Below are 25265 nucleotides of genomic sequence, written 5' to 3'. Positions count from 1 at the left end.
ACACATAAAAGGAAATATATGTATTATTTTATGATAAAATTAGAAAATGAGTATAAAAAACTATTTTTAGAAGAAACAAAAAATAACCCATTAAAGGGTTGTTTGATAAAAGTAACAATTCACATATTTTCATATGTTATTTAACTTGTATTTGTGTAAATCCCCCTTGAAATGAATAGACTTCTCTCATTATGCGCAAACCTTTTTTAGTCAGGCACAATCTTTCAAGCAGACTGCAAGTTTTTAAGATGCTCATTTTATTCCTATGAATAGCCCCCTATTACAAAGAAAGAAGCCCTGAACATAACAGGCCTCTTCTTGACATATAGCCATATAACCTTTATTTATGATGCATTGGAGGATTTAAAAGAGTCCAACCGATAAGTATAAGATACCCCGGCGATTTTAAAAGTGTCTCCATCCTTCATTGTGTACTCCTTATAAGGCACCATAGGCTCTCCATTCAGAACAGTTCCGTTCGTCGAGGATAAATCCTTAACAATGTGGCTATGTTCTCCTGTAACTATACAAAGCTCAATATGAGAACGGGAGGCTCCATCCGTATGCTCCACAAACTGGACCAGTTGCGGGTCTCTCCCGATGATAAAGCTGCCTGCAACGAATTGGTCTGGCTGCAACCGGATGCGCTCGGTCCCTCCACTACCTGGTGGCTTGCGATCCAGGCAAGCAATCGGTGATTGCTGAACAGGTGAAATCTGTATCTCTTGATCTGGACGAAGCAGCATGGTTTCCTGCTTAGATGCAGCATTTAGCAGCTCCGTTACCCCGGAGAGAGACTTATAATAAGCCTCACTGGTATCACTGGCTTCCAATTCATTTCCCTGCTCCGCACCTTTCCACGATGGCTCGTGTAAGTCAAAATTTGCTGAAGTTTTCTCCCTGTCTTCCGTAACTCGGTCTCCCACGCTTTTAGATTCTGAGTTTGGAAAAGTCCATCTCCAGCTCTCCTGCCCTTGATCACTCAAATCGGAAGATCGCTTGTCTTGATGATGCTGTCCCGCTACAAATCCGGTCAGTTTATCTACCTGATAACGATCATTTTTCCGCTGCGCTGGGGAAGAAGTAGTTCCTAACCATTCCGAATCCAATACAGGTACTGAATCGCTGTACATATGAGATGAAGTTCTATTGCGCTCCCATTTCCCCGTCCAGCTTATATAAGCAACGGCGACAAGTACCAAGGTCAGCACCACGGAAATGATCAACGGTACCGTCTCTGGATGATCCAGATAAATATAACGCCACACGATGGCCGAAGCGAGCAGACATCCAAGAGCAATGTACGTTTTATATTTTTGCAATCCAGGCTCCATATCTTCTACTTCGTTTTCTGTTACAAGCTCAGAATCCTCCTCTGGTTTCATGGACGGTTTGAGTCGATTGATCCGTTTAAGCTCCTGAATCTCCTGCAGAGTTTCCCGATGCTCTTGCCCGTTTGTTCCGCCACGATCAGTATAGTTCCCCTGTGAGGTATGAGAGACATGAGAGGTATGAGAGGTATGAGAGACATGAGAGGTATGAGCAGATATGAGAGGGTCGGCTGATGAAAAAGCTCGTTCCTCCATACTTTCTCCCTGCACGCTAGCACTCTCTGTACCGGCCTTCATTCCTTGTAATAACAGTTCCTTTAGCAATCCCAATTCAAATTCATTTCTATCACACAGATCCAGTATGCGTTGTATATATTCTCCCTGAAAGTGGGCCACACGAGTCATTAAACGAATAACCATCTGCTTAAATTGACTGCCTGTTTGCCCTGCATACTGTACACTGCGTAAAGGAACATAGGTTAAACTGGCGGTTTCCCTAGTACCTGAACCACTTAGAAAAATATAATCCTCATGCAAAATAAACTGGCGGATATCTAACATATATTGCGGGCTGCGATGGAGGGCATCTGCCACTTCATAAAGAATCCGATAGAAATCAGAAGTCGACACGCCCCCACCTTTCCATAACTGGGAAAGCATGCGTTGCCCCGAAATGTCGTAATGTAACTCAATCTGAAAATCGACTTCCTTTATTCTAAGTTCCAGCAGACCGGGAATCCGATTACCAGTCATCATTCCGGTCTGTACGGAATTTAAATCATCGGTCTTGAGCCCGTCTTCCTTGTTTAGAATCATAAATGTCCCGCCGTTCCGGGCAAAATCCCTGCTTAAACCCAACAATTCATGACCTCCTTAACAATTTCCTATCTCCGTGAGGTAGCATGATCTCCCCCAGCGGACATGTCATGGCAAGAAGTAAAGATAAGCACTGATCGCTCCCGGAATGACTGCCGTCATAAAAGGAAACCTGAGGTGCGCTTCATTTCCACTGGTCAGCGCTTTGCCGCTGCGAAATAGAAAAAATCCTCCTAAATTAAAAGCCACGCGCCGCAGTCTCATGATGGTTTCCCTCTTCCATAGCAAAATTCCTATGCCAATAATACCTGCAAAAAAAATCGAATATAAAGCTGACTGCCATGCAAAAGCAGCACCTGTCCATGCTCCAATCAAGCCGAACAGCTTTACATCTCCTGCACCAACAGCTCCCATCCAGTACAAAATCAGCATGAAACCAAATCCGGTACCCAGTCCAGCAACAGCAAATAAAAAACCGTCCCACCCTCCAAATAGAGTATTGAACACCAAGCCTACCACTATACCGGGCAATGTAAGCTTATTAGGGATTTTCATGCTACGTAAATCCGTAACTAACGCAATCGCGAGCAGAACTCCGCATACAATATACATCCACATCAATGCGATCTTCCCCCTTTAAAAAATAAAACTAGCAGACTACCAAATCATTTTCCATCGTGGTTATTCCTGTCCGTCTATGTCGAGTCGATCCTATCTATCCATCAGCTGGCTTTTCCACGGTAAACGGAACTTCTATACGTTGACCGTCCTCCGTTTCAATCACAAAGCTCCATTGACCGGGTGTTGTATTCGTTCCCACAAACCAGTTCCATTCAATAATCCCGTCCGCATTGGCAGAGGTCCAGCCCAAGTGCTGAGCTGTGCTCTCACCCGACTTATAAAGTACTGAAAGGTTAGCAGTCGTCCTAGGCTCAACCTTGGCCTTGATCAAATTGTACACACCTTTCACAGCAGGTTCAGGCTTGACGAGCAACTGTATGGAATGCTGCGCATCCTTATCTCCTGTCGCATTTCCTGTACCTGCTCCTTCCCCTGTGTCGCCAATCCAAAGACGTTCCTCTGCCGCCGCCTGAAGCACAATGCTGCGATACAGAAAGGGGACCTTCATCGGCAGTTCATACGACAGCTCTACTCTAAAATAAGGGTCCTTAGTTCCTGTAAGAGCAGGTACATGTACGCTCGTTATATGAATACGGTCATACTCCAGAATGCTTTCCTCCATAAAAGGCTTTAGCATCGGCTTCAGAACAGGGTCAAGTGCAGCTTCCGTAAATCGCCCCCGCAGCTCCTCCATCGGCTTTTGACCGCCCTGAACAGCGCTTTCTACCCAATCACCAATTGGAGGTGGCAACTGGGCAGCGAATTGGCTTGCATATTCACTCACAGATAACTTGGGCAATTCATCCAGCGGTTCACGGACTGCATCTATTTTCGCGGACGCCGCCTCCACGGCTAGAGAAACTGGGTAGATTTTAGTCGAAACCTGCTTAACCGCTTCTGAAGCGGTGGTCTGCAAGGCTGTGGATACCAGCGTCATCTGAACCATATAAATGAGAAAAATAATAAAAAACAGAAACATTGGCAACACGAGTGACGCTTCTAAAACAATACTTCCTTGTTCACGCCGCTCCTGCCCACAAACCTGCCGTAGATACTGATTAATAGGAAAAATGCGCTGTTTTCGTGACATAGTACACACTTCCCTTAATGCTCTCGCCTTCTTTTGAGGCGGTCCCGAGCATCTTCATTACCCCAGGTAGAAACCACAGCCTCATCCCATTCTTGACCTCACCCGTTGCATACGTTTGCCGCTCAGCAGGATTGACATCTGTATTCAGGCGGATCAGAGCAAGCATACGGGACATTTTTCGTTCATTATTGCTATGGAGCATCAGGAACAATCGCAAATGATCTTTGTATGTCATTCGAAATTTTAGAAAATCAGACAATGGCACGTCCCCCTTTTGTGCCAGCATAATCATATCTTCTATCGCTTTTTCTACTCCATATAACAAAGCTGCCGCCAAAACGACCAGCGGATTACCTTTTGAGCTGTTTTTAACCAATCCCTCCATTGTTCGAATGGCAAGTCTCATAGCAAAAATTTCTCCATAGGCGGATGCCAGATTACCCGTCGGATTATGGAACCCATACAGGATGTACTCAACTTCCTGATTATTCACCTCCAGCTGATCTCCCAAAATCTGTGCAGCATTTCCCACATTTCCACCCGATCCGGCCAAACTGCCAAAACGGCTAAAATCCACATGATGGAAGTAAGAAAGCGCGTATTCATTCTGGTAAAACTCGTCTCCCAGTTGAGTCAGTAAATTGGATGCCGACCCGTATAGACCATCCATACTATCCATGGAAGCTCCCGCTGCATCATAGGTGTCATAGGACAAATCAGCGGATACAGATGGACTAGATGTAGACTGGTTAAACGAAATACTTTCATTGTAATACCGCTCCAGATTTCGGAATTGTTCTGCACTTTGTTTACCTTTGGAAAGAACCTCAATGATCCGATAGGCTTGTTTGAGCTTGTTTTTCGCCTCTTTTTCCATTTTCTTGCGTTCTTCGTCCGGTCCACGTCGCGTATCCATCATTTTGGCTTCACCGTCGAGTACATTCGAAGGTCCCGTCCAAGCGTACGCACTCAAGTATTTATCTATCTCTTTGAGCGTTGAAGCGACTTCTTGCTTGAGCATGTCTGCATTCAAAAATGGATCTGTATAAAAAGATAATGTACGCATCATACTCGTTATTCTATTGTTAGCAGTATTTATAGAAGTCCGTTGCTTTTCAATTTCTGCTTCCCATTGCTCAAATTCCTTGTCTGGAATCAACAAATCCTCTGCTTTTTGCCGTGCGCTTCCTACCGACGGATCTGCGTTGGAGCCTGCTCCGCTTGGTGTAGGTGCTGCTGAAACCTCATCGTAGCCTGCATTGGCCGCCCTCTGCTTATATTGGGCAATGACTTTGCGCATCTCTTCATTAATCTGTTGGGCCTCATTTAACGGTTCCTTGGCTTCCAGAAGCAGCTTATCATGTTCTTCTCCAGCCTGAGCCATGATCTGACGCAGGCGATCAAGCGCTGCCCTCGCTCTACGTGCATATTTTTCCATCTGCATGATTTTAACGTCGTCCACACTCTTCTTATTGTCTTCATATACATGTACGTAATGCTTATATTGAGCGGCAATATCAGCTACAACCTCAAGCGGGTCCCATATATACTGATTGGGCATATAGGTGCCCCTCTGTTTAATAATCCGCTTACGAACCTCTTCCATATAAGCTCCTGCCTTACGCTGCTTCTCCAGCATGTCATCTAGTTTGGCCTCTCGTCTGTCGTACAGCTTTTGCAGCCGTTTCAGCAAATCTACCGTATGTGAAGCCTCTTTCATATTTTGAGAGAGCGGCTTTAGCTTTTCGAGCACTTCAAACGTAAAATCGACAGGTGCTTTATACTTCATCTCTTCACGGATCTGCTCGTTAAATATGGCATATTTACCAAGCTCCCTTTCCATTTTCAAGGAACTAGAATCCAGCTTCATATTCATAAGCGGTAGCGTTTCTGCGCGTGCCGTACGTCGCGCGCTGTCATTGAGCACTTTGACCATAATTTGTTCTCCGCCGCCTTCGCCATAAGCAAACAAACCGTACTCCTGTTGTAATGTCGGATCATAAGCAGACATCACTGAACGAACCGCCGCATGGGTCAGCCGTTCGGTCTGCACATGCAGTGCAGCAATTCTCGCGTAATCAATAAATACAGCAATAAAACCGAACATAACCGCCAAAATCAGAATTAAAAAGACCGTGACAGCACCTGATTCCCCGTCCTTTGTATTGTGTCCCTTACCAAACACCCGCTTCCTCCTTTCCAGTTACATTCCTATTACTTACTTCTCACTGACCGTTTTGACCATATTGCATCAATACTTTCCCTACAACTGCCGAATCTACCTTTTCACATGATCCTCTGCCCATAAACTTCGCACCATAATAACGGACCAACTCCACCGTACGAATCCATTCTACAGGTTCGACCACGCCAGAACTCATTTCCCCTTGCAAATCTGTCTGATCTAAAAACTGATTCAGCAAAGGTACCTTCACTATCTTATTTAACTTTGTGGTCACCTTACGGTGAATCATACTGTTCTCATATGTCATCTGCCCCTGCATGCCCGCAGGCATATTATTTTCTGCATTGGACAGCTTTTGAGCAGGTAACGAGCCTCCCCCATTGCCGCCCGGCACCTGTACACTTTCCTGATTGTTGGCTCCGGTCCAGCCAAACAGGGCTCCTAGCATAACATCATCCTTCAAGCGCCAATAGAGAGAATCCCGTTGCCCTTGTGTAAATGCTCCCGTACGTGGGTCCTTGAAGCTGTTATCCCAACTGTAAGCGGCCCTTTCCGAAGCAGTAGCAGCGACCTGCACCAATATAGATTTTTGATATATGTACAGGCAAAAAAATAACATCACAAAAATGACCAGCAGTAGAATGGGAAAGACGAGGGAAGCTTCCAAGGAGAAGCTCCCATCCTCTTTTTGTGCCAATTTGCGTAGCATTATGAATCCATAAAATCGTTACTTTTTTTATCCGCCTTTTTCAAAAGCCCTTCTACAATTTTCTTGATCTGATCCTTGAAAATAATTGCCACCGCAATCAGAATGGCAATGATCAGGATCATTTCTAACGTACCCAGACCATCCTCATCCTTGTACAATTTACGAATACTGCCTGTTACTAATGTCATCATCGTTGTATTCCTCCTACATATTCATCATCATTAAAGCCGGAGCGCCCACCAGCACAATTACCGTTAGCAAAATCAGCGCCATCGGGAATACTAGCTTAGATGAAGCCTGCTCCCCCCTTGTGCGGCTAATTGAAGTCCGCTTGACCCATAACGTCTGGGATAACTCACGTAAAGCCATCACGAAATCGCTCCCGCCGCGCCTCATATTCAACAAAACTGTCGTCGTAAATACCGTCATTTCCTGAATACCACAACGTTTGCTCAGGTGCTCAAATGCCTGTTGAAAGGAAAAACCACTTTCCCATTCCGCCACCGTCTGCCTCAGTTCTCGATACAACGGATGTTCCGTATCCGCCCCTTTACGTTCCACGCAATGTAGCAATGCTCGTTGTACCGTCTCACCTGCACCTACTAAAAGCATCATTTTACTCAACAGTTCAGGCAGTTCCATTAAAATTTGCTGATCCCGCTTCTGTACTTTCCCATGCAAATCCTTGATCAGCGCGATGGGTACCAGAATACCAAGTCCCAATCCGAGCACCAGCCCAGCCGCATCCCCGCCCAGCATAAGCGAAATTAAAGCTCCACCAGCAGCCATCATATATCCGTAACCCAACATTTCTGCCAGAAAAAGCATCGTTTTTTCTCCGCTGTTGCGCATACCATACAGCTTCTGCACCGAACGCTGGAGCTTAAACATCAGCAAAGGCAGCCTGTGAGTAGCACGTGAAGCATGAATCATGTGTACAAATGGGACTGAAAGTCTTTGCAGCCGCAGTCCCTCCAGCTTCATATGGCGAAAATGCGCATACTTAGCACTATGCATCTGGTTCAGCACCACCCAACCTCCCACTTGCAGAACCAGCATGACCAGACAAACCAACATCACCACACCCATCTCTCCTTACACTTCAATCTTCATAATGTGGTTGATCCACACAAGACACCCACCAAGCACCAATAAACAAAAGGTTGATAAAATCATACCTGTACCGCTGTATAAGGGCATCATGTAATCACCCGCCGTCATCGTCATAAACAATACAAACAAAAAAGGGGCCGCAAACATAACCCTCGATTCAAAACGTTTCTGCGCAATCATTACACCGATCTCCTGCTGAATTTCCAACTTCTCACCAATGACATTTGAAGCTCGTCGTACGACTTCCACCAGATCACCTCCGGTTCGTTTGCAAGCCGCAAATACGTCCGCAAAATTCGTAATATCCTCCATCTGCGCGCGACGGGCCAAATCCTGCAAAGCAGCCTCTACAGGCTGTCCGATTTCAAGACAGGCGGTAATGATATTAAATTCAAAAATCAGGTCGTGATCTCCATCTGGACTAAGCAATCTCAAATCCTCTACAGCCTCACGAAAACCATTCTCCACCGACCTTCCCGCTGAAAGAGAAGATGAGAGTGAATATAAAGCCTGCTTGAATTGGATGCTTAGAGCAGACCTGCGTCGTTGCAGTAAAAATTGCCTAAAATAACGAGGCGTCACCACAGCCCCGGCAGCGCACAGCAATGATAATATCCATTGGTGATAAAATAGATAGCCGATCATCGCAAACAGCACGCCACTAAACAATATGCACAGACTTTTTTGTACTGTCGATAATGTATATACCGTATAATCTGGCAGAGAAGGGACTTCATGTGATACTTGCTTGGCAGTCGTTTTTCCTGGCTTCACGCTGATACTCCTCCCCTGTGCCAGTTTTCCGGATTGATCCCGGCCATTTGCAGCTTCAAAGTATGTTGCAGACCCTCGCCACAACGTTCCAGACCTCCTACGATTCGCCCCTTACTTTCTCCTCGTTCCTGAAAACGATAAAGAGGGTTAAGCGTCACCTCACCATTTTCAAAGCCAATCACTTCGCTAATTTCCAGCACTCGTCTAGATTTGTCACGCATCCGTGACAGATGAACGAATATATCAATAGCTGAGCTGATCTGCTGCCGTACTACTCCAAGCGGAAGCTCTGCTCCTCCGAGCACCATCGTTTCCAGCCGGCTGACCATATCGCGGATATTATTTGCGTGGCCAGTTGACAAACTTCCATCTAATATAATATGGTATTCATTTTCTGTGGATAAACTAAAAACGCCTGAACATTTGTCCAAGCGTCATGTATGTACCTCTTATACAATTTTGATTCTTATAATCTTAACGGGTTGACCTACAATAGCGGCAGCTTCTTTTTTGGCTTGCTCTTCAATCTCAGTTTCGTCATTCAGCTCCGTTTGGAAACCAATAGATTTTCTTTTCTCTCGCGGACCATCAAAATACATATATTCAGCAACAACACTGTTCATCCTCTCACCTCCTCGTTAAGTATAACAAAAAAGAGCCCCGAAGGGCTCAAGCAGATTTTTTCGCATTTGCATTATAATCTTGCACAGCCTTTTCGATGACGGCCCGTATCTCCTGTTCCGTCACATTTAAGCCCATCACACGCAATCTGCCAATCACATAGTCAATGGCCTCCTGCAACTTCTTGTCTCCTTCGAAGTCCTTAAACACCGATTCCGCATAAGCAACAGCCTCAACACCAACTTTATGCAAGAACTCCCGGTCTTTCACGGATGTATTGGACACATAGTATTCAGTAGCCTTCTGCTGCGCCTTTTTAAGAGCACTTGTAGCAATCGTAGCCAATAGGCCAATCAGCGCTGTTACGATGGTTAACACATACGGTTGAGCTGCTTCTATTAATTGTTCCTTCATTATAATCACTCCTTATTATAGTTTAGGGAAAATATCTACACGCTTAGGATTTGTCTTGTCCCAAAAGATGCGAGCCCCAAGCGCTGTGGTTAGCGCGCGAGCTGGCACATGACCAATACCATTGATGTTTATCGTCTCTACTGCATCACCATTGATAGTCACCTTGCCACCTGTATATCCGATTTTACCGCCAAGCATTTCGCCAATTGGTCTGGATGGCACAAAGGTTACATTGTTAATGCTATAGCCAACAAAATCTTGCTTGCCTACAATCACCTCAATTTCCGGGTATGTTGCTGGCTTATCGGCTGGTTTAGGAGTAGCTGGCGTAGGAGTAGGCTTTGTATCGGGTCCCGTAAATGGCACGCCTACATGAGCGCACAAGCCTTTTGCGATGGCAAGGGAGACATTGTTTTGAAAGTCGTTGTCAAACAGCGTTGCTTCTTCCACTGCATTGCTGATAAAGCCTACTTCAACCAGGACTGCATCCATTGTTGTACTACGGATAACCTGGAAGTTTCCGTAAGCTACGCCGCGGTCTCTAAGCCCTGTAGCTGCTGCCATATGCTTGTGTATGGTGTTGGCAAGGTTCTTGCTGGTAGGACGCATATAGTACGTCTCTGTGCCTGTTGCGTCCGGGTTGCTGCTACTGTTGGCATGGATGGATACGAAGGCATCTGCGCCAGCTTTATTCGCGATAGATACGCGCTCTTTAAGCTCCAAAAACACGTCTGTGCGGCGTGTAAGGATTACCTTCAGTTCTGGATTATCCTTTAGAAATGCCTCCACTTTAATAGCCATCGTAAGGTTAAAATCCTTTTCCTTTTTGCCTGCTGGCCCGAGTGCGCCCGGATCCTTAGCTCCATGTCCTGCATCAATTACGATCGTCTTTTTCTCCATCTCGTTGTCCCTCCAGTTGTTGGATTTGTCGGCATCTTGGGCATAAGTAAACGTCACCCAGGATAATAAAAAGGGCCGTCTTGGCCCCCTCAGAAAGTTTGGCAAATCTTCGTTTGGCGTGTTCGCATCCCATTCAATCCCGGCCTCCTGCATGATTAAATCTATCTTGGATTCCATCCGCATCATTCGTATATCTTGTTCCTCCGTCAGTAGCCATGGCAGCCACTTCCGAAGCAGTCTTTTCACTTTCTTTTGCTTTAGGATTAAAAATATTATTCCGGCTGCCGTTGACAGCGAAAGCCCATTCTTGATGATCTGTTCTGCCGCTGAAATTATGAAGTCGTACATTGCTGTCCACCGCCGGGTATAAAAACTTGTCTCGTGCTGTCGGGCCTAGTAACCATAAAACCATATTCAAAAACTCTGGTGATACCGCACACTCTCGGCTATCATCATCCAACTCAATGTATTCCATCTCGTTTCCCCCATAAAGAAAAGGACCACCAGATAGCCTGGGGTCCTTAAATAAGGTGTGTAGTTAGTAGTCATTACCACATAACGCTATTGTGAAACGATTATAATGGTACTCCCGCTTCTTCCATACGTTGATTCAGATCAATATAGAGCTTGTTAATCTCCATCTGAATCTCTCTTTGCTGTTCCGCACGCTGTTCATCAGACAAAGATTTATCCTTTCCTATTTCTCGTTTTTGACCTTTTAACTCAGACAGTTTCTTAGAGATTGATCCTTGAGGCATAACTAGTTTGCGCAGGTCATCACTATACCAACTTGGCAAGTCTGCTTTACCATCTTGGTAATCTGCATAAGCCTGCGTGATTTTTTCTTTGGCATCGTAAAAGTCTGATGTCAAAGTGTTGCTAAACTGTGGATCAGCTATAAAGTTTTTCAACAATGTATTACGTGTATTCCCTGCCCCTTGTTCACTTGTTAAAGGTAACAGCAGCCTAGCTGCATCCCCTCCATACGCCCTCAAAAGATAGTCCACATTTTTAGGAGACAGCCCCATGTTGATTTTATCCAGCTTTTTGGATATATCAATTGCCACACTAGATGTACGTTCATCATAACGATTTACAGGCGAATTCGCCGCTAGATCCTGTGGCTCAATAGGTGCACCTGTGAAACTTTGATTGGATGCAACGGCAATTGGTGCCGCTAATGACGTAGCGTTGAGTGTACCCCATAATGATTTTTTGATACCTCCGCCTTGCGTAAACCCTTGGAGAGCACCACTTAGAAATGGAGGTGTGTAAGCATTTACTATAGCATCCGCTGACTTACCCCAATCGACTGGGTTACCATCTTTGAATTCAGTTAACATATCGACCAGAGCTGCTCCAATAGCGTTGTACTCTGGAGGCATTGGTATTTTAGCAAATGTGCCATCCTCATTTTTACGTGCAATGAAATTACGGTACTTTTCGCGAGCAGGAATAATCTGATAGTCAGGATCATCACTAAATTGTGCATATTCATAAAGCTTAGGTGCAATGACAAGGCCACCTACCGCGAATGCTGTTTTGACAGGGTTATCTTTCCACTGTTTTGTAAATTTGCGGATACTTTGTACCGCAGCATTGTGGTAAGGGAATACTTTTTCAAGCCCCGGCGATTTTGCCCCTTTTCGGCTAAAGTTTACCGTGATCTCTTGAGAATCTCGCATCGCACTGCGGATAGCTTCAGGTGTTCTTACATTACCATTCTGACGTAATCCGTTCTTGTAAGCTGCAATACGGTTTACGTTTTCTGATATATCGGAAATCTTGTGAAAAAATTTGAATGGAGCTGATGTAGTAGCTCTTATCCCACGTCCAATGCCTCTAGGCGATGCAAAAGGTTCGCGTAGAATGCCTGATACCGATCGGTTCAAGGCTTTATCACCCATAAGCACGGCAGAATATTCACCGCCAGTTCTTCTAAAATCTTGAGCTAATGCTCTGATTCTTTCTACACCAGGCGTACCTTTTGGCAGTGTGTCTGCTATAGAAGATATAACTGCATGGAATAAATCAGGTAAATGCCTAACTGGATTTTTGGATTGTATTAAGGACTGAATAACATCTACGCTGGCACTCTTAGCAGCAAATAACGGAGCACCAGCACCAGTAGCCCCATATTTAGTGGCATTCGTCAACTTGCCCAACAGGTCCAACACGAAGTTACTTTCCTCTGGTCCCATCCCAACCAAAGCTTTGAATACCTCTGGATTCTCTACGCGCAACTTTACAGGATTTCCATTAATCATAACTGTAACTATATTGTCTGTACGTTCGCCTTTCTGCGCAGATTTACGAAACATCGGCACTAATTCAGCATCAAGTTTCTCCATCAAACCTTCTACTCCATCAGTCTTTAAAACACTATTAATTTCCTCGAGTGATTTGGCACGCATCTCTGCGTTTTCTGGAACAATCTCAATGATGCCTTTCAAGCTTTTTGGATCAGCTTCAATCCGTTGATAAACGGTTTTCAGAACACGATTACGCAAAGAAGCATTGTACCAACTACCTGTTTGTTCAATTGCTGATCTAAACGGACTAACAATTTTTCGCACCGAACCATTTGGACTAAGGTCTTTAATAGGCGCTTTCTGACCACTGAATCCCCGTGTTTTCATTGCGAATGGCTGAGAATATTTTTCGGCTTTCGAAAACTGTCTTCTCATGCTCGCATAATAAGGCTCTGCAGCTTCCATAGCAACTACCTGACTTTCATTTACAAGATCAGGATCAAGTCTCCGTAATTTCCGATAGTAATCATCCCATTCACCAGCAATTCCTTTGAACTCTGGATAACGTTGTTCAAGCATCGCCTTACGCGCTTTTACTTTTTCTAAAGTCATTCCCAATTTAGGATCATATACATTTTCACCACGAGCCATACGAGTGGTGGCTCTACGCAGAATAAGATAATCTTCAAAGGCTGGGCCTTGTCCACGGGCAACTTTATTACCGATTTCCTTAAGGCTCTGCCCAAGCACATTTCCTTCTAGATCCACAAATTTATCTTGTACTGTCGTGTTGGCCAGGTTATTTGCACGTCGTACGTCCTGAGCTGCTTCATATGCTTCACGGTCTATATGCTTGAGCGGACGCATTAAATCTACCTGATTATTGTAGGATGTACGTAGCATAGACTTTCCTTGAGCCTTTATACCTTCCACATCTGTGCGCAAAGGATTATCAACGATCTGCCCTTCTGTTGTAGCTAAATTCCTTCTGGCATTTCTTGTCCCGGCAGATATTCCGACTCCTTGATTACCGAAAAGATTTGTAAACCAATTGGACTTCATAGGCGGCGCTTCACTGATCGGTATATTTTGATTAGGTGCGGATTCTGGAACAGTAACGTTATCGTCAATTCGAGCCTGTTGTCTAGCCTGTCTCGCACGCATAAACTCAGGCACAGCAGGATCGTTCATGCTAAAGGTTCGCTGACGATTAATAGACGATTCACTCACCCGTTGTACAGGTTCACGACTTGCACCTGGACGCGCTCCCACACGTTGCGTAGGTAATGGTGACTCACCAACAAATGTAGAATTGCGACCAGCCGGAAGCCCCAATGGTTCTGGTGCCCAGTCTGTAGGGTTTACAATAACATCGTCACCACGCGCTAAACTAGAACGCTGTCCTGCCTGTGCCATGCGCTGGTCAGTTCGTCCAAGAGGTAAAGCAAGCATTTCATCTGCTTGTGGCATCACTTGTTCTCTGCCTTTCAACCTGTTCAAGCCTTCGCGTAAGCCAGACCCAAACCCTCTTAAAATGACGTCGCCACCTCCACCGAGAGCAGCTCCTAATGTTGCATTGTGCAGCATCTCTCTCCCTGTAGTTTGGTCTTGGTTGATCCCAATTGCAGTGCTGTTGATTGCGCCAGCAGCCGCCCCACTCAAGGCACCTCGCGCGTAACTATTTGCAGTTACTGCGCTTACTCCCGGTAATCGAGAGGCTTGTTTGCTTAACGCTCCTGTAACCGCTTGGCCCGCACGCGTAGCAAGCGCACCTTCCGCTGCTTCCAATGGACCTGTGAACAAGTTCTGTCCCTTAACACCAGGAGCAGCAGGGTTAATCCCCATTGCTAATACCCCGCCTACATTACCTGCATAGTCCGCTACTTTGTCCGCTGTTGCATTGCCTGTTGTGACGTTGTAGTATGGTCGATCTCCAATTACCATGCCGCCGCCTGTGCTAAACATACGATTCGTAAAATTACCCGTGTCTGTATCGGACATTAACTTAGTCACACCTTCTGAAAAAGGCCGTATCGGTTCCAATGAAGGATGTTTGCGCAATGTCTCATTAATTTCAGCCATACGTAATTGGTATTCAGTAGGGTTAGGAGGACCTTGGGGCGGCTGGATATCCAGGCCCGTAGCCGCCTTGTACGTATCTTTAGCTTTTTGGTTACCAGCTGCTGCACGTGCAAATGTGCTGCCCTCGATAAATCCGGGACCGATCTTGAGCGCATCCGGCAGTTTAGTAATGCCTTTATTTACTCGAGTATCTGGTATTAGTCCCATGTCCATTTTTAATCCGTCATATTTACCAGCGCTCACGGGCTCAGCTGTTTTTATAGGTGCAAGTTTGGCTTCGCGGTACTGTTGAATTTTGCTTTTTGAAGGATCAGCAGGCGCTAATCCCATTGCTTTTCTCAACTCGTCATACTTACTCACCTTGTTCACCTCAATACCATTTATTTTTATCCCAGAACGCTAATGCTTTTTCAGGTGTGCCGTATCGGTCTTTAATATATTGAACTCCTGCTAATGCTTGTTGCGTTGGGTCGTTCCAGTTCACACTATTACCGCCGTAGGATTTACGCGTTCCATCCAAAAACTGAAAAAGCCCACGAGCTGTGGACTTCGGATTTTTGGCATTTGGATTAAAGCTAGACTCCCTTGCAACCAATTCAAGCGTAGGTTGTAACCAGCTTTGTGGTAAGCCTTTCTGCTGTATTGCTGAGGCTACAGCAGAACTAGCAACAGAGTAATTACGCGGATTCGATTTTGCGTCCTTAGTTGCTTTGTAATAGTTATTGTAGGCCCCGGCGCCACCGGGGCTCATCAGTTTCCCGAAATACTTTTTTGGAATGTCTTAACATCTTCGCTAGTTACCCCGTATTGGGCTAAGATCCCATCAATCTGGCTTTCGTTATATCCACTCGCTACAGCAGCGGCAATTACATCATTTTTATTTTGCACTACGCCACTCTTATCTCGCTTGACAAGCGGATTAATGTAAGATTTGGCGAATGCCTGTGGCGTCATATTTTGTGCCGCTTCCTGCGCTCGTTTAGCCTCGGCATCCACAATACTTTTATCCTGATCCCAACCTAAACGATCCCTATCTAGTGCTAATGAGGCCTGACGGTATGCTTGGTTGTTTGTCTCTTGGAGTTTTTGCAGTGCATAGTTCATACCGAACTGATTAACATCCCGGTCAAACGCTTGCTGCCATTGCTTATCTGTAATCGCATCCCGTGCCACTTGATAAGCAAAGTTTTGATCATACTGTCGAACACCTTGGTTATACTGTGCTGTTTGAAGGTTCTGTGTAAATGCTTGACCCTGTGCCGCTAGATCCTGCTGTTGTGCTTGCAGAGTGCGAATACCCGGATTAACAGCACGCGCCGCTGTTGAGTTCACATTGGCTGCGTATTGATTTGCATTAATACCCATGTTCGCTAATTGTGCTCTTAAACCATTGGCCTGTCCGCTGTACTGTGCTCGTTGCTGTGCTGTCACTCCTGGTGCTTCGGCCTGTTGCTTAAGCTGGAGGATGTTGTCGATTATCGTTTGCGCACCCTCAGGCATCCAACTGCCCGTTATTCCAGCTGCTGTTACACGGTTACCAAAGCCGCGTTGGTCCTCTCCCTGATACATCTGTGCTGTGGTTCCGAGGTTCTGGAACTGCTGCTGCTCCTGTGCTTGCTGGTTTTGGTAGCGCTGGTAAGCCTGACTGACGAGTGAAGGAACAACGTCCGTTTCCACACGGCCCATTTCATTGGCTGCAATCTCGCCCATGCGATCGGATGTGATTGTACTGTTCAATATGCCGCGACGGTTCATTTCGGCCTGAGCCTGATTGTTGCCCGTCTGGATATTTGTTTGAGCACGCTTAAGAGCTGCCTGATACTCCGGGTCGCTGTTAACGTCATACGAGAAAGGCGTTGCCTGCTTGGTAGCTATCTGCTTCATCTTCTCCATCAACTCTGAGCCTTGTTGCGTATTAGTACTTTGTGTATTAACTGGTTTATATGGTGTTGCTGTTGGCTGTGACTGTGTAGTTGTTGGCGCTTTGTACCCCAGATTTTCGGTCAGATATTTTTGCTGTGCAGATGTATCCAGTCCCGCTGTCCGACGCTGTTGAATGACCTGCAAGGCGCGCTGTGTCTCGTTCTGCTTATAATTGGTGTTGTTAGCTATGTTGGATTGGTTCTGCGCAATTTGGCGCTTAAGCGTAGCCTCAGCCATGTTATAGTTGGCACCACCATTACCGATCTTCAATTGTTTTGTAACCGCCATAGTTATACTCCTTTCATGACATCAAAAAAGGACTACATAGTTATATAGCCCTAATTTTCTCTATCCAAAATATTACTTATCTACTAGAATAATAAGATGGATAGGAGGTGAGAAATATGTCTGTATTTGTTGTAAGTTACGACTTGAATAAAGCCGGTAAAGATTATGCGGGGCTCTATAGTGCTATTAAATCTTGCGGTCCTTGGATGCACAAACTTGATTCCACATGGCTAATCAGCACCCAAAAATCAGCGGAAGAGGTCTATAATATTTTGGCACCTCACATTGATAGCGACGACAAAGTTTTGGTTATAAAAGCCGATAAAAATTGGCACGCAAAACTAGATACCGAGAGTTACGACTGGTTAAGAAAACACCTATAATACTACTGACCGTCAACATCACAAGCCGTTGCTTCTTTGGCGGCTTGTGTCAAAACAATCAATGTCGCTGGACCCTCAATAGTCATTCCATAGACTTCCGCATCAATTGTACATTTTTGTCCTTTTTTAATCTGGTAAGTTTCTGTTTTCATCCCATTTTCCTCCCATAATAAAAGCATTATAAATTGCAAAGGTGTTTGTATTGAACACACCCTTCGAACACTAGGACAATACAGATTGCATTTTGATACGGTCCATCTCTAGCCCAAATAAGATCATCTCCTTTTCAATAAAAAAAGCACCCACAATAAGTGGAATGCTTTTACTAACCTCAATTTTGAGGGCAGTGATTTTATGATGTCCGTTTAGTGGACGGTATCTGTTCTTACGAAAATAACTCGGCTGAAAACTTAGCTCAGTTCAATAAGGCTATCTAATGTAGAAATAAAATTTGTGAAGGATACATCATTTAGTTCAGCAAGTTTATTTCTTAGAGCTAGATATTGATCAGGTGATGAATTTAATATAAAGTCCATAGTCTCTTCGTCCATGATGTTTGCCTCCAGAAATGAAGGGCATACACCTCTAACATCACAAAAAATCTAGGCAATAAGAACACAAATTTTGACTATAAAATACTTTTATTAATAAAAATCTATGTTACAATGTGATTAATTAGAGGGTATACCCCTTAAGTTTTAAAAGTCACCTAACGTTCTTGGCGGTTCGGGAGGTGACAAATTGTGAAGGGTCGCTTTTTAAGCGGCTCTTTTTATTTTGCATCATTATATTCCTTATCAATATTTGGCTTGATGTCCATGGACGCTAACAACTCATGTATCATGATTCTTCCTCGCTGCATCCACTTTGTAATCATCTTAACTTCTTTCCTTCCATCGCTACGAGTTACATTAAAAGAATGAGATTGTGCATACCCTTTATTAGCGTGTTTACTATAAAGTAGCCACTGTCCGTTAAGCTTGTACTGCATGCCTGCGTTTTTAAGAATTGTATTGAGTTGTTGAGCAGTTAACCCGTAGTCCTTAGCGATTTGAGATGTAGTAACAGTTCCCTTGGAATTAAGGATAGTATCGTAATAAGCGACTTTAGGAGTAAATTCTTTTATCGTGTCTTCTAACAAAAGCCTTCCTCTTGCTTCTTCGATCCATCTTTGTGCTCTAGCGATTGGGTCATCTATCATATAAGATGGAGAAACTTCTACTTCTTTAATGCGATAGTAATCATCTACAAGCATTTCGTAAGCTTCCCAAGCTTCATCTGTGTTGACTGATTTAGCGTGCATCCATGCTCCTTTTTCTGTCCAGAGATATAGTCTATTGAGATTTGGCAAAACGTCATTTTGACGACTCGCCTTAAATTCCCTTAGTTCATCTCCAGTGAGAAGGTGAAAATGCTTGCCCTCTGTGTATCTGGATTCATTCCGTTCAAAATTCTTACTAATGATTTTTGTATCAGTTCCAAACGACTCTGCAAGTTGTACCGTGGTAAGTACACGTTGATTCTTGTAAACAATAGGTTTGTAGTTGTTCATTTCTTCTTTCCTCCTTCTTTATATGAACACTTAAATAAAAATACTTTTAGATGCTCAAAAAAACATAACTTGGGTACTGCATATTTATATTTTTTTATCTTTAGACAACCTCCTGTTATAATATTATGCGTTATGGTAATATTGATATTAGACAACTTCCTCAAGTAGCTCGTCGATGCTATCAACTTTAAACAAAGTTTTTAGCTTAGATGCCATACCGAGAGAAATTTTCTCGGGATTTTTCTCAAGTCTGCCATAGTAAACCTGAGAAATTCCTAGCGTCTCTGCTACATCTTTTTGCGATAGTATATTTCGCAATCGTAAGTAGGTAATGTTGTTACGACGTTTATCCATTTGTTCACCCCCTTATAACAATAGGTTAATATTATATTACACATAGTTTATTGTCAATGCCTGGAGGTTATTTGTTATGGAAATTTTTTCAGCTCGTTTAAAATGGCTTCGTGAGAAACAAGGAATCACTCAAAAAGATATGGCTGAATTCCTTTCAGTGTCTCAACCATATTATGGACGTTTCGAAAAGGGAACTGGACAACCTAATTTGGAATCCTTAGTTAAGTTGCCAATTATCTTAGATGAATCATTAGACTTTATCTGTGGTGTAACAAGTATTGATCGTGAAGCAAGAGATATATCGAAGGTATATATCCATGCAAGACATGCACTGTCGCTCTCTCAAGAACGATTAGATACCATTATGGAATTGCCTAGTTCAGAAAATAAATTAAATTTTGAGCATAAAATTGAACTAATAGAAAGAGAAAGAGTACGAATACGAAATTATCAACTGGACAAAGATCATTATTTCAGTCTATTAATTGATCACCTAAACACCATACCATTCGTTGATACCAAGTTATTTGATGAAGAGTCATGGGACTTTGAATATGATAAATTCGCTAAATTTAACTACTCCAACTTTAAAAGAAAGCCATGAATATAAAAAGGACTCCTAAAACTTAGGGAGTCCTTAGTGATTATTTATTTAATGAGTCAAGTTGTGCTTCTATTTCGGCAATTTTCGATTTATATTCGTCAATTTCCTTGTTTTTTTCCTCTATAAGACCTTGTGTACGAACCAAAGATTTTTTTCTTGTTTCTTGGGTGATAGGGTCTTTACTAGCTGGAAGATTTGATAATTCATCAAGTTGTTTGTTTAGTTTAACTCGACTTTCTTCTGCATCACTTAATGTTTTTTCCCAATATGACTTATAATTTTTTACGGAATCTATATATTCTTTAGATTTATCATTTTGTTGTGGAACACCTTCAATTTTGCTACCAACATTCGTCTGACTAGCTGTTTTTTTTACTTCCGGTGATGACTCTGATTGTGTATCAATGTTGATTGTTTTACCTTCCACTTTTAAATTCGCCCCTAAAGAGTCGGATACAGCACGCAATGGCACATGAGCCTTGCCATCAACAACAATAGCATTTTCAGTCAGCGAATTACCGTTAACCTTCACGCTGTACTCTCCTGCTACCGTCTGTCCAACCATAGATTTGATCTGGTCCGCAAATACACTACCAGTTGTTGCAACCACTGCACCAATCACTATACCACTTAATAGATATGCCCATTTTTTCACGCTGGTACCCCCGAATAGTAGATTTGTCCTAATTCTACCATCGAGTATTAAGCTAGTAAATGATTAACTGGATGAACCACCCGAAGGGATATATACGGTGGCAACAGTCCTTGCTCTACTGAAAAGTTTAAGGTTTCGAGAATCAGGATCAAACGTAGCATTGACTACCATATCATTGTAGATATCTCCTCTAATACTTGCGATATCATTTTGTATAGCACTTATTGTTGATTTCAAATTTGTAATACTATCTATTGTTAATCCGCTGACTTCCGTTGCATTTTCAAAACTAACTGCACCATCCAGATAGGTCTTATCATCAGTAGATTTGATATGAACACTTGCCATATTACCTACATGCAATCCTTCTGTATCACCATAGATTGAGCCGCGCGGCGATCCATTATCCTTGAATAGTAGCGCCCCACCATCATCGGCTTGGCCGAGCGTCAGGGACTCTCCACCTGCTGGACCATATGCCTTGAATCCTTCTGGCGACATTTCTACTTTAGGGAACTCATCACGGCTTGTGGCGATGTATGAGCCGTATATTTCCACCGAATCAATTACCCCGGCTGTTATTGCGCCAAGGTCCGCAGCAATAGCAGAAAGCTTTTGAACGTTCATTTTAGCTGCTGTAATCGTCCCCGTCACAAGGATATCCCCATCAATCTCATTTACGTTGCGAGTGTCTAAGTTATTAAGGATGTACAATAATTCCTCGGTCTGCATAACAGATGCATTGTGGAGTTGCTTAACCAGTGAACGCAACTGATCCACGCCAGATTGACTTATATCCCCTAAGCTAGGGTTTACAGATGGCAATTCAACATTAGCCATTGCGCTTGCTCACCTCTCTTATAATACGATGTATCTTCGCTTTACCTGTACCAGACAGCTTCAAGCGGTACCATGTTTCTGGCGTACGAACAATGACCGGGATACGGATACTTTGTATTGCGCCCGTGCCATTGCTGGTGGTATACACCTGATTCCATACACCGCCTTCTGTGCCGCCAGCATAGGCGACATTGAGCGTGGAGCCGGGTTCTATGTCTGCCACGATAAACAAGCGGTTAATGGCCTTTCTGACCGTCTCGTCATCTTCTGAAAATGGTTTGGTTTCAATGAACCACTTTGGCTGTGCCCCGTTGTCTGTCGTGCCGCCCATCTTCATTATTCTGCCGTCGTTCGTTCCAAAATAAAGGGTTTGACCGTCAAGAAAAAAAGAAGTAGCAACAAAATCAACTAACCACCATGCCTGACGCTGTAGATCATACTTAAATGTCACATTAGGCAATGTGTTTGTATCTGTAACCAATGTAAGATATACAAAACGCCCATCCGTGCCAGCACAGCACAAGTGGGCGTATGACATATTAATTTTATTAATGTATGGTTTGATCGGTTCGCTGATCTTTGTTGGTGCAGCACCGCCCATATAGTCGTAGAAGCCGTCGGGACCGAGCCAGTACAATGAGTCCCGAGTTGGGCAAATTGTCCGATCTGATATACAACCGACACCATATGGCTGCGTCATATTAAAGTTTGTAGAGTCCTCGCCAAACAGTTTATGCATAGTGTATTTTTTAAACAGGATAACATGATTCGAAAATGCTGTTAGTCCGCTAGGCTTCTCACCATCTTGCGTTTCCACGGTTATTTTTCCAGTCCCAACATATTTGTCGGTACTGCTCCAGTCGTTTGCATCTCTAAGGCCAGAAAAAGACAATAGATTATCATTCTTGTTTGCCAGATAAAACCTATTGGCATGTGATGTAATGAACGCACTTCCTGGAGCACCTGACACCACTGATAATGAAGATCCGTCATATTGTCTTAGTTGTAGGGAGCCATCCAGAAAATAAAGCTTGCTACCGTCGAAGAACATCGCATACTCCCATAACCGACTGCTATTAGTATCTGCATACTCATATACTACCGACCATGTAGTGCCTGAAAGTTTATATAATCCCTTTTCATTACCGCAATACCAGTAATCCTTGAACTTAAAGATTCGGTTTAAATATCCTGTGTGACGGCTAATTTCGGTGAATCCATCTCTTACCTGGAGTGTTGGGTATAATGATGAGTCCATATTAACCACTGCTATACACTGGCTGTCTTTGATTTCTATAGATTCGACCCCTAAATTTAGGCCATCAGCAAGCGTCATGATTGCAGATTTGGATTTCTGTGGGGTTGAGGTCCAATATTCCATGTTACACCCCGATCCATGTCCAGGTAGGAGCTACGCTATAAACCAATATAACCGACTCACTTGTGCTCAGAGGTAACAAACCCCCACTCAATCCTGTACTTATACCGTTAATTTTTATATCCGTTACCGTGCCGCCTTTTATCGCCATACGTACATCATGTGGGAAGGGGTTGACCAGCTCTGCGTTACTGACCGGAACGCCTGGTGTCGTAATGGGCCCGACTGGAGACTGACCAATATTATTTTTAAGGTATAGGTACCTTCCTACATTAGTGAGCAGGTGAGTTCCTTGTGTGTTTCTAGACAAGTCATTATCCGAAACTTGCATATCAGTGGTTTGGTAGGAACCCGAAGTTCTGAGTTTAATACCATAATAGGCATTACCGGAAATAACATTTTCTTTTATAACGCAATGCTGAACGCCGTCAAAGTCAATGCCGTCATGCGAATTACTTTTAATTATGTTGTTAGAACAAATTAAATCCGCTGCCCAAAAAGCAGTGAATCCGCTGCCTAGGTTGTTGGTAAAGTAATTATTCTTGATAATGAATCCACTTCGCAGGTTGTTCCCGTTATATAAGTCAAGTCCACCAATCGTATTCGAATAAAGTCTGCAAGAATCTACAATTGCATTAGCTCCCGTTATATATATCCCGTAGTTGTAATTGTCATGCGCCTTACATTCCCGTAGGGTTACGTTATCTGTTTGAATACTGAAACCATTACTGTTTTCCCCTTGTGCTGTACAATGGTGCGTTTCGCAGTTGTCCAAAAGTGAATACGGCGCATGCTCCAGCAATATCCCACTCTCGTCGCAATAACTACACACTGTATTACGGATCAAAAGACACGATGTACCAAATACAGTTCGTATCCCCGAACCACCGCAATAGGAAACATCGCAACGGTCAATAATTCCTTTTGCATCCTGCCAACAGGATATCCCGTTGTTCTTGCAATTTATTACCTTTACGTCCTCAATCAGAAAGTTCGAAGCGGTATGGAACCATAAACCATGTCCACTCGTCTGGTTTGAATTATTTCCATCTACCGTTAAGTTGCGTATGGTAACATTTTTAGAACCAGAAGCATCCAACATAGTTTTGTTGGTCGCGTTCATGAGTTTAATAATTGTAGCATCCACACTAGACCCTTGAATAACGATATCGCTTTTAATTCTGATTGTGTCGCCAATAATATATGTGCCAGCCGGAAAATGAATTATACCTCCAGAGATAGAAGAAATGAGTTGGTTTAGCAGAGCAGAATAATCATTGCCATCAGGGTAAATTCCATAAGAAGTTACAATATATATCGCATTAGCATACTGTCTTTTTATTAGTTCCGCTTCTCGATATTGAGCTGCAATTAACTGCGACGCTTGACTCATGACAATACCCCCATGACATCTTCAATGATAGGGTAATCCGGGGTTTCATCGTTGGTCTTATTGAACTCAGTAATAAGACCGTTGTATTTAGCTGTGTAATTATTAACCATGTTAACATCGTTGAAATTCTCAGCTATCTGAACCAGCGACCCGTACACCAATAACATGTGAAAATCTCGGTCGAGTTCCGGCTCCAGTCCCAAGTCTCCCGCGTGCAATTCTTTTGGCTCACGATTATAAAATATCATTAAGCCTCCAATGCTATCTTTGTCCGGTGTGGGGTATAATCCGAGTTCATCGCCATCTGTGAAGTAATAGAAAGGTATATTAGCTCCTGTCTTAACATCCTGATATAGATATTCTGTGTCATTCACAAGCACGTCAATGACATTCGTTCGAGCGCAAGGGAGTGGATAGGCAAATATGCCTTCCATGATGTCATCTTGCCAAAGCGTATTTACTCGAAATGTGGTACGAAACAACACGCTTTGAATACTGTTTATCTTACGGATTACACTATCATTGGACAGGCCGTGCGGGTATTTTTCTGCGATTTCGTCCAGTATTTCTTGCAGTTTCACGTTGCATCACCCCTTTATAAACGAAAAAGCCCCAATCGGGGCCTTGCTACATACCTTTTATTTCTGTTTTGGTGCTGTTTTCAATACGTTGATTAACCTCACGCGTCATTTCGTAACTGTATTGATAGATTTCTGCAATGGCTTCTGGTACTTCAACGGACTTACCACGAGGCACCGTGTACACTACGCCATTAAATCCGATGGGTACTACCTTATCATTAGGGTTGGTCGGATCATCCGGGATCATAATTTTAACTTTCGGCATTGCCTTGAGCTGTTCCAATACACTTTTTTCGGCTGCAGCTGCTTGTCGTTCCAAAGCTTTCTCTTCCATCTGCATTTGTTCCGGTGTTTTCTCAGTATCTTTCGTTGCCATGTTGTTTCCTCCTCAAATTAAAAGGAGCCC

27 protein-coding genes and 1 pseudogene are annotated in these 25265 nt (G+C 43.6%); 2 read left to right on the top strand and 26 right to left on the bottom strand.

What is annotated here, in order from left to right:
* Nucleotides 1-344 precede the first annotated feature (344 nt).
* The 16 genes and pseudogenes from NLX78_RS23035 to NLX78_RS22960 all read right to left on the bottom strand — a co-directional run bounded on the left by NLX78_RS23035 (nt 345) and on the right by NLX78_RS22960 (nt 17119).
* The gene (locus NLX78_RS23035) at nt 345-2192 is read right to left on the bottom strand and encodes a DUF6382 domain-containing protein (RefSeq protein ID WP_367988630.1); all 1848 of its coding nucleotides are present in this window, start codon (nt 2190-2192) and stop codon (nt 345-347) included.
* Nucleotides 2193-2255: 63 nt separating this feature from the next.
* Nucleotides 2256-2768 (bottom strand): A24 family peptidase, encoded by a 513-nt coding sequence (locus NLX78_RS23030; RefSeq protein WP_254351622.1) that lies wholly within the window; start codon nt 2766-2768, stop codon nt 2256-2258.
* Between the two features lie 94 nt (nt 2769-2862).
* Nucleotides 2863-3858: a TadE/TadG family type IV pilus assembly protein gene (locus tag NLX78_RS23025; RefSeq protein WP_254351621.1), complete on the bottom strand. Its 996-nt coding sequence runs from the start codon at nt 3856-3858 to the stop codon at nt 2863-2865.
* Nucleotides 3827-6043, bottom strand: a complete 2217-nt coding sequence (locus NLX78_RS23020) for a DUF5702 domain-containing protein (protein ID WP_254351620.1) — start codon at nt 6041-6043, stop codon at nt 3827-3829. Before NLX78_RS23020 ends, NLX78_RS23025 begins: the two co-directional genes overlap by 32 nt.
* A gap of 40 nt (nt 6044-6083) precedes the next feature.
* Complete coding sequence (locus tag NLX78_RS23015) at nt 6084-6752, bottom strand: TadE family protein (protein ID WP_061829560.1); 669 nt, start codon at nt 6750-6752, stop codon at nt 6084-6086.
* Entirely contained in the window at nt 6752-6943 is a 192-nt protein-coding gene (locus tag NLX78_RS23010; protein ID WP_013309278.1) for a Flp1 family type IVb pilin, read from the bottom strand. Before NLX78_RS23010 ends, NLX78_RS23015 begins: the two co-directional genes overlap by 1 nt.
* A 13-nt stretch (nt 6944-6956) precedes the next feature.
* Nucleotides 6957-7841, bottom strand: coding sequence for a type II secretion system F family protein (locus NLX78_RS23005; protein ID WP_254351619.1), 885 nt, complete (start codon nt 7839-7841; stop codon nt 6957-6959).
* A 6-nt stretch (nt 7842-7847) separates the two neighbouring features.
* The gene (locus tag NLX78_RS23000; RefSeq protein ID WP_254351618.1) at nt 7848-8639 is read right to left on the bottom strand and encodes a type II secretion system F family protein; all 792 of its coding nucleotides are present in this window, start codon (nt 8637-8639) and stop codon (nt 7848-7850) included.
* Nucleotides 8636-9010: pseudogene (locus tag NLX78_RS22995) on the bottom strand (CpaF family protein); the annotation flags it as partial. The gene NLX78_RS23000 and the pseudogene NLX78_RS22995, both read right to left, overlap by 4 nt.
* Nucleotides 9011-9088: 78 nt before the next feature.
* Nucleotides 9089-9262, bottom strand: coding sequence for a hypothetical protein (locus tag NLX78_RS22990; RefSeq protein WP_235307802.1), 174 nt, complete (start codon nt 9260-9262; stop codon nt 9089-9091).
* Nucleotides 9263-9308: 46 nt separating this feature from the next.
* Nucleotides 9309-9674 (bottom strand): phage holin, LLH family, encoded by a 366-nt coding sequence (locus NLX78_RS22985; protein WP_029516299.1) that lies wholly within the window; start codon nt 9672-9674, stop codon nt 9309-9311.
* 15 nt (nt 9675-9689) lie between these two features.
* Entirely contained in the window at nt 9690-10751 is a 1062-nt protein-coding gene (locus NLX78_RS22980; RefSeq protein ID WP_254351617.1) for an N-acetylmuramoyl-L-alanine amidase, read from the bottom strand.
* Entirely contained in the window at nt 10708-11049 is a 342-nt protein-coding gene (locus NLX78_RS22975; RefSeq protein ID WP_254351616.1) for a hypothetical protein, read from the bottom strand. The genes NLX78_RS22980 and NLX78_RS22975 overlap by 44 nt, the downstream gene beginning before the upstream one ends.
* A 100-nt stretch (nt 11050-11149) precedes the next feature.
* Complete coding sequence (locus tag NLX78_RS26805) at nt 11150-15268, bottom strand: LPD38 domain-containing protein (RefSeq protein WP_254351615.1); 4119 nt, start codon at nt 15266-15268, stop codon at nt 11150-11152.
* Nucleotides 15269-15278: 10 nt separating this feature from the next.
* On the bottom strand, nt 15279-15659 hold the full coding sequence (locus NLX78_RS22965) for a lytic transglycosylase domain-containing protein (protein WP_254351614.1): 381 nt from the start codon (nt 15657-15659) through the stop codon (nt 15279-15281).
* Nucleotides 15659-17119: a hypothetical protein gene (locus NLX78_RS22960; RefSeq protein WP_254351613.1), complete on the bottom strand. Its 1461-nt coding sequence runs from the start codon at nt 17117-17119 to the stop codon at nt 15659-15661. The genes NLX78_RS22965 and NLX78_RS22960 overlap by 1 nt, the downstream gene beginning before the upstream one ends.
* Nucleotides 17120-17235: 116 nt before the next feature.
* On the opposite strand from NLX78_RS22960, the gene NLX78_RS22955 reads away from it, so the two are divergent.
* Nucleotides 17236-17502 (top strand): hypothetical protein, encoded by a 267-nt coding sequence (locus NLX78_RS22955; RefSeq protein WP_254351612.1) that lies wholly within the window; start codon nt 17236-17238, stop codon nt 17500-17502.
* 2 nt (nt 17503-17504) lie between these two features.
* On the opposite strand, the gene NLX78_RS22950 is transcribed toward NLX78_RS22955, so the two are convergent.
* The 4 genes from NLX78_RS22950 to NLX78_RS22935 all read right to left on the bottom strand — a co-directional run bounded on the left by NLX78_RS22950 (nt 17505) and on the right by NLX78_RS22935 (nt 19408).
* Entirely contained in the window at nt 17505-17654 is a 150-nt protein-coding gene (locus NLX78_RS22950; protein ID WP_254351611.1) for a hypothetical protein, read from the bottom strand.
* A gap of 258 nt (nt 17655-17912) precedes the next feature.
* Entirely contained in the window at nt 17913-18053 is a 141-nt protein-coding gene (locus tag NLX78_RS22945) for a hypothetical protein (RefSeq protein WP_254351610.1), read from the bottom strand.
* A 221-nt stretch (nt 18054-18274) separates the two neighbouring features.
* Nucleotides 18275-19054, bottom strand: a complete 780-nt coding sequence (locus NLX78_RS22940; RefSeq protein WP_254351609.1) for a phage antirepressor KilAC domain-containing protein — start codon at nt 19052-19054, stop codon at nt 18275-18277.
* A 147-nt stretch (nt 19055-19201) separates the two neighbouring features.
* Entirely contained in the window at nt 19202-19408 is a 207-nt protein-coding gene (locus NLX78_RS22935) for a helix-turn-helix domain-containing protein (RefSeq protein WP_254351608.1), read from the bottom strand.
* Between the two features lie 76 nt (nt 19409-19484).
* Here NLX78_RS22935 and NLX78_RS22930 point away from each other — a divergent pair, with 76 nt between their 5' ends.
* Complete coding sequence (locus NLX78_RS22930) at nt 19485-20012, top strand: helix-turn-helix domain-containing protein (protein WP_254351607.1); 528 nt, start codon at nt 19485-19487, stop codon at nt 20010-20012.
* 40 nt (nt 20013-20052) lie between these two features.
* On the opposite strand, the gene NLX78_RS22925 is transcribed toward NLX78_RS22930, so the two are convergent.
* The 6 genes from NLX78_RS22925 to NLX78_RS22900 all read right to left on the bottom strand — a co-directional run bounded on the left by NLX78_RS22925 (nt 20053) and on the right by NLX78_RS22900 (nt 25235).
* Nucleotides 20053-20667, bottom strand: coding sequence for a stalk domain-containing protein (locus tag NLX78_RS22925; RefSeq protein WP_254351606.1), 615 nt, complete (start codon nt 20665-20667; stop codon nt 20053-20055).
* Between the two features lie 63 nt (nt 20668-20730).
* The gene (locus NLX78_RS22920; RefSeq protein WP_254351605.1) at nt 20731-21507 is read right to left on the bottom strand and encodes a hypothetical protein; all 777 of its coding nucleotides are present in this window, start codon (nt 21505-21507) and stop codon (nt 20731-20733) included.
* On the bottom strand, nt 21500-22765 hold the full coding sequence (locus NLX78_RS22915; protein WP_254351604.1) for a hypothetical protein: 1266 nt from the start codon (nt 22763-22765) through the stop codon (nt 21500-21502). The genes NLX78_RS22920 and NLX78_RS22915 overlap by 8 nt, the downstream gene beginning before the upstream one ends.
* 124 nt (nt 22766-22889) lie before the next feature.
* Nucleotides 22890-24278: a right-handed parallel beta-helix repeat-containing protein gene (locus NLX78_RS22910; protein ID WP_254351603.1), complete on the bottom strand. Its 1389-nt coding sequence runs from the start codon at nt 24276-24278 to the stop codon at nt 22890-22892.
* Complete coding sequence (locus NLX78_RS22905) at nt 24275-24859, bottom strand: phage adaptor protein (protein WP_254351602.1); 585 nt, start codon at nt 24857-24859, stop codon at nt 24275-24277. The genes NLX78_RS22910 and NLX78_RS22905 overlap by 4 nt, the downstream gene beginning before the upstream one ends.
* Nucleotides 24860-24905: 46 nt before the next feature.
* Nucleotides 24906-25235, bottom strand: a complete 330-nt coding sequence (locus NLX78_RS22900) for a hypothetical protein (protein ID WP_254351601.1) — start codon at nt 25233-25235, stop codon at nt 24906-24908.
* Nucleotides 25236-25265: the final 30 nt, after the last annotated feature.

Origin of the sequence: Paenibacillus sp. Lou8.1, assembly GCF_024213565.1 — a bacterium.
GTDB classification, from domain to species: Bacteria; Bacillota; Bacilli; order Paenibacillales; family Paenibacillaceae; genus Paenibacillus; species Paenibacillus polymyxa_B.
Note: the sequence above shows the minus strand (reverse complement) of the source record. Positions and strands in the feature narration are given on the sequence as shown.

Bases quoted from the DNA above. Each gene is read 5' to 3' on its own strand.
- NLX78_RS23025 (WP_254351621.1), bottom strand. From the start codon at position 3,858: ATGTCACGAAAACAGCGCATTTTTCCTATTAATCAGTATCTACGGCAG.
- NLX78_RS23015 (WP_061829560.1), bottom strand. From the start codon at position 6,752: ATGCTACGCAAATTGGCACAAAAAGAGGATGGGAGCTTCTCCTTGGAA.
- NLX78_RS23010 (WP_013309278.1), bottom strand. From the start codon at position 6,943: ATGATGACATTAGTAACAGGCAGTATTCGTAAATTGTACAAGGATGAG.
- NLX78_RS23005 (WP_254351619.1), bottom strand. From the start codon at position 7,841: ATGGGTGTGGTGATGTTGGTTTGTCTGGTCATGCTGGTTCTGCAAGTG.
- NLX78_RS22990 (WP_235307802.1), bottom strand. From the start codon at position 9,262: ATGAACAGTGTTGTTGCTGAATATATGTATTTTGATGGTCCGCGAGAG.
- NLX78_RS22985 (WP_029516299.1), bottom strand. From the start codon at position 9,674: ATGAAGGAACAATTAATAGAAGCAGCTCAACCGTATGTGTTAACCATC.
- NLX78_RS22980 (WP_254351617.1), bottom strand. From the start codon at position 10,751: ATGGAATCCAAGATAGATTTAATCATGCAGGAGGCCGGGATTGAATGG.
- NLX78_RS22975 (WP_254351616.1), bottom strand. From the start codon at position 11,049: ATGGAATACATTGAGTTGGATGATGATAGCCGAGAGTGTGCGGTATCA.
- NLX78_RS22965 (WP_254351614.1), bottom strand. From the start codon at position 15,659: ATGAGCCCCGGTGGCGCCGGGGCCTACAATAACTATTACAAAGCAACT.
- NLX78_RS22960 (WP_254351613.1), bottom strand. From the start codon at position 17,119: ATGGCGGTTACAAAACAATTGAAGATCGGTAATGGTGGTGCCAACTAT.
- NLX78_RS22955 (WP_254351612.1), top strand. From the start codon at position 17,236: ATGTCTGTATTTGTTGTAAGTTACGACTTGAATAAAGCCGGTAAAGAT.
- NLX78_RS22950 (WP_254351611.1), bottom strand. From the start codon at position 17,654: ATGAAAACAGAAACTTACCAGATTAAAAAAGGACAAAAATGTACAATT.
- NLX78_RS22945 (WP_254351610.1), bottom strand. From the start codon at position 18,053: ATGGACGAAGAGACTATGGACTTTATATTAAATTCATCACCTGATCAA.
- NLX78_RS22940 (WP_254351609.1), bottom strand. From the start codon at position 19,054: ATGAACAACTACAAACCTATTGTTTACAAGAATCAACGTGTACTTACC.
- NLX78_RS22935 (WP_254351608.1), bottom strand. From the start codon at position 19,408: ATGGATAAACGTCGTAACAACATTACCTACTTACGATTGCGAAATATA.
- NLX78_RS22930 (WP_254351607.1), top strand. From the start codon at position 19,485: ATGGAAATTTTTTCAGCTCGTTTAAAATGGCTTCGTGAGAAACAAGGA.
- NLX78_RS22920 (WP_254351605.1), bottom strand. From the start codon at position 21,507: ATGGCTAATGTTGAATTGCCATCTGTAAACCCTAGCTTAGGGGATATA.
- NLX78_RS22915 (WP_254351604.1), bottom strand. From the start codon at position 22,765: ATGGACTCATCATTATACCCAACACTCCAGGTAAGAGATGGATTCACC.
- NLX78_RS22910 (WP_254351603.1), bottom strand. From the start codon at position 24,278: ATGAGTCAAGCGTCGCAGTTAATTGCAGCTCAATATCGAGAAGCGGAA.
- NLX78_RS22900 (WP_254351601.1), bottom strand. From the start codon at position 25,235: ATGGCAACGAAAGATACTGAGAAAACACCGGAACAAATGCAGATGGAA.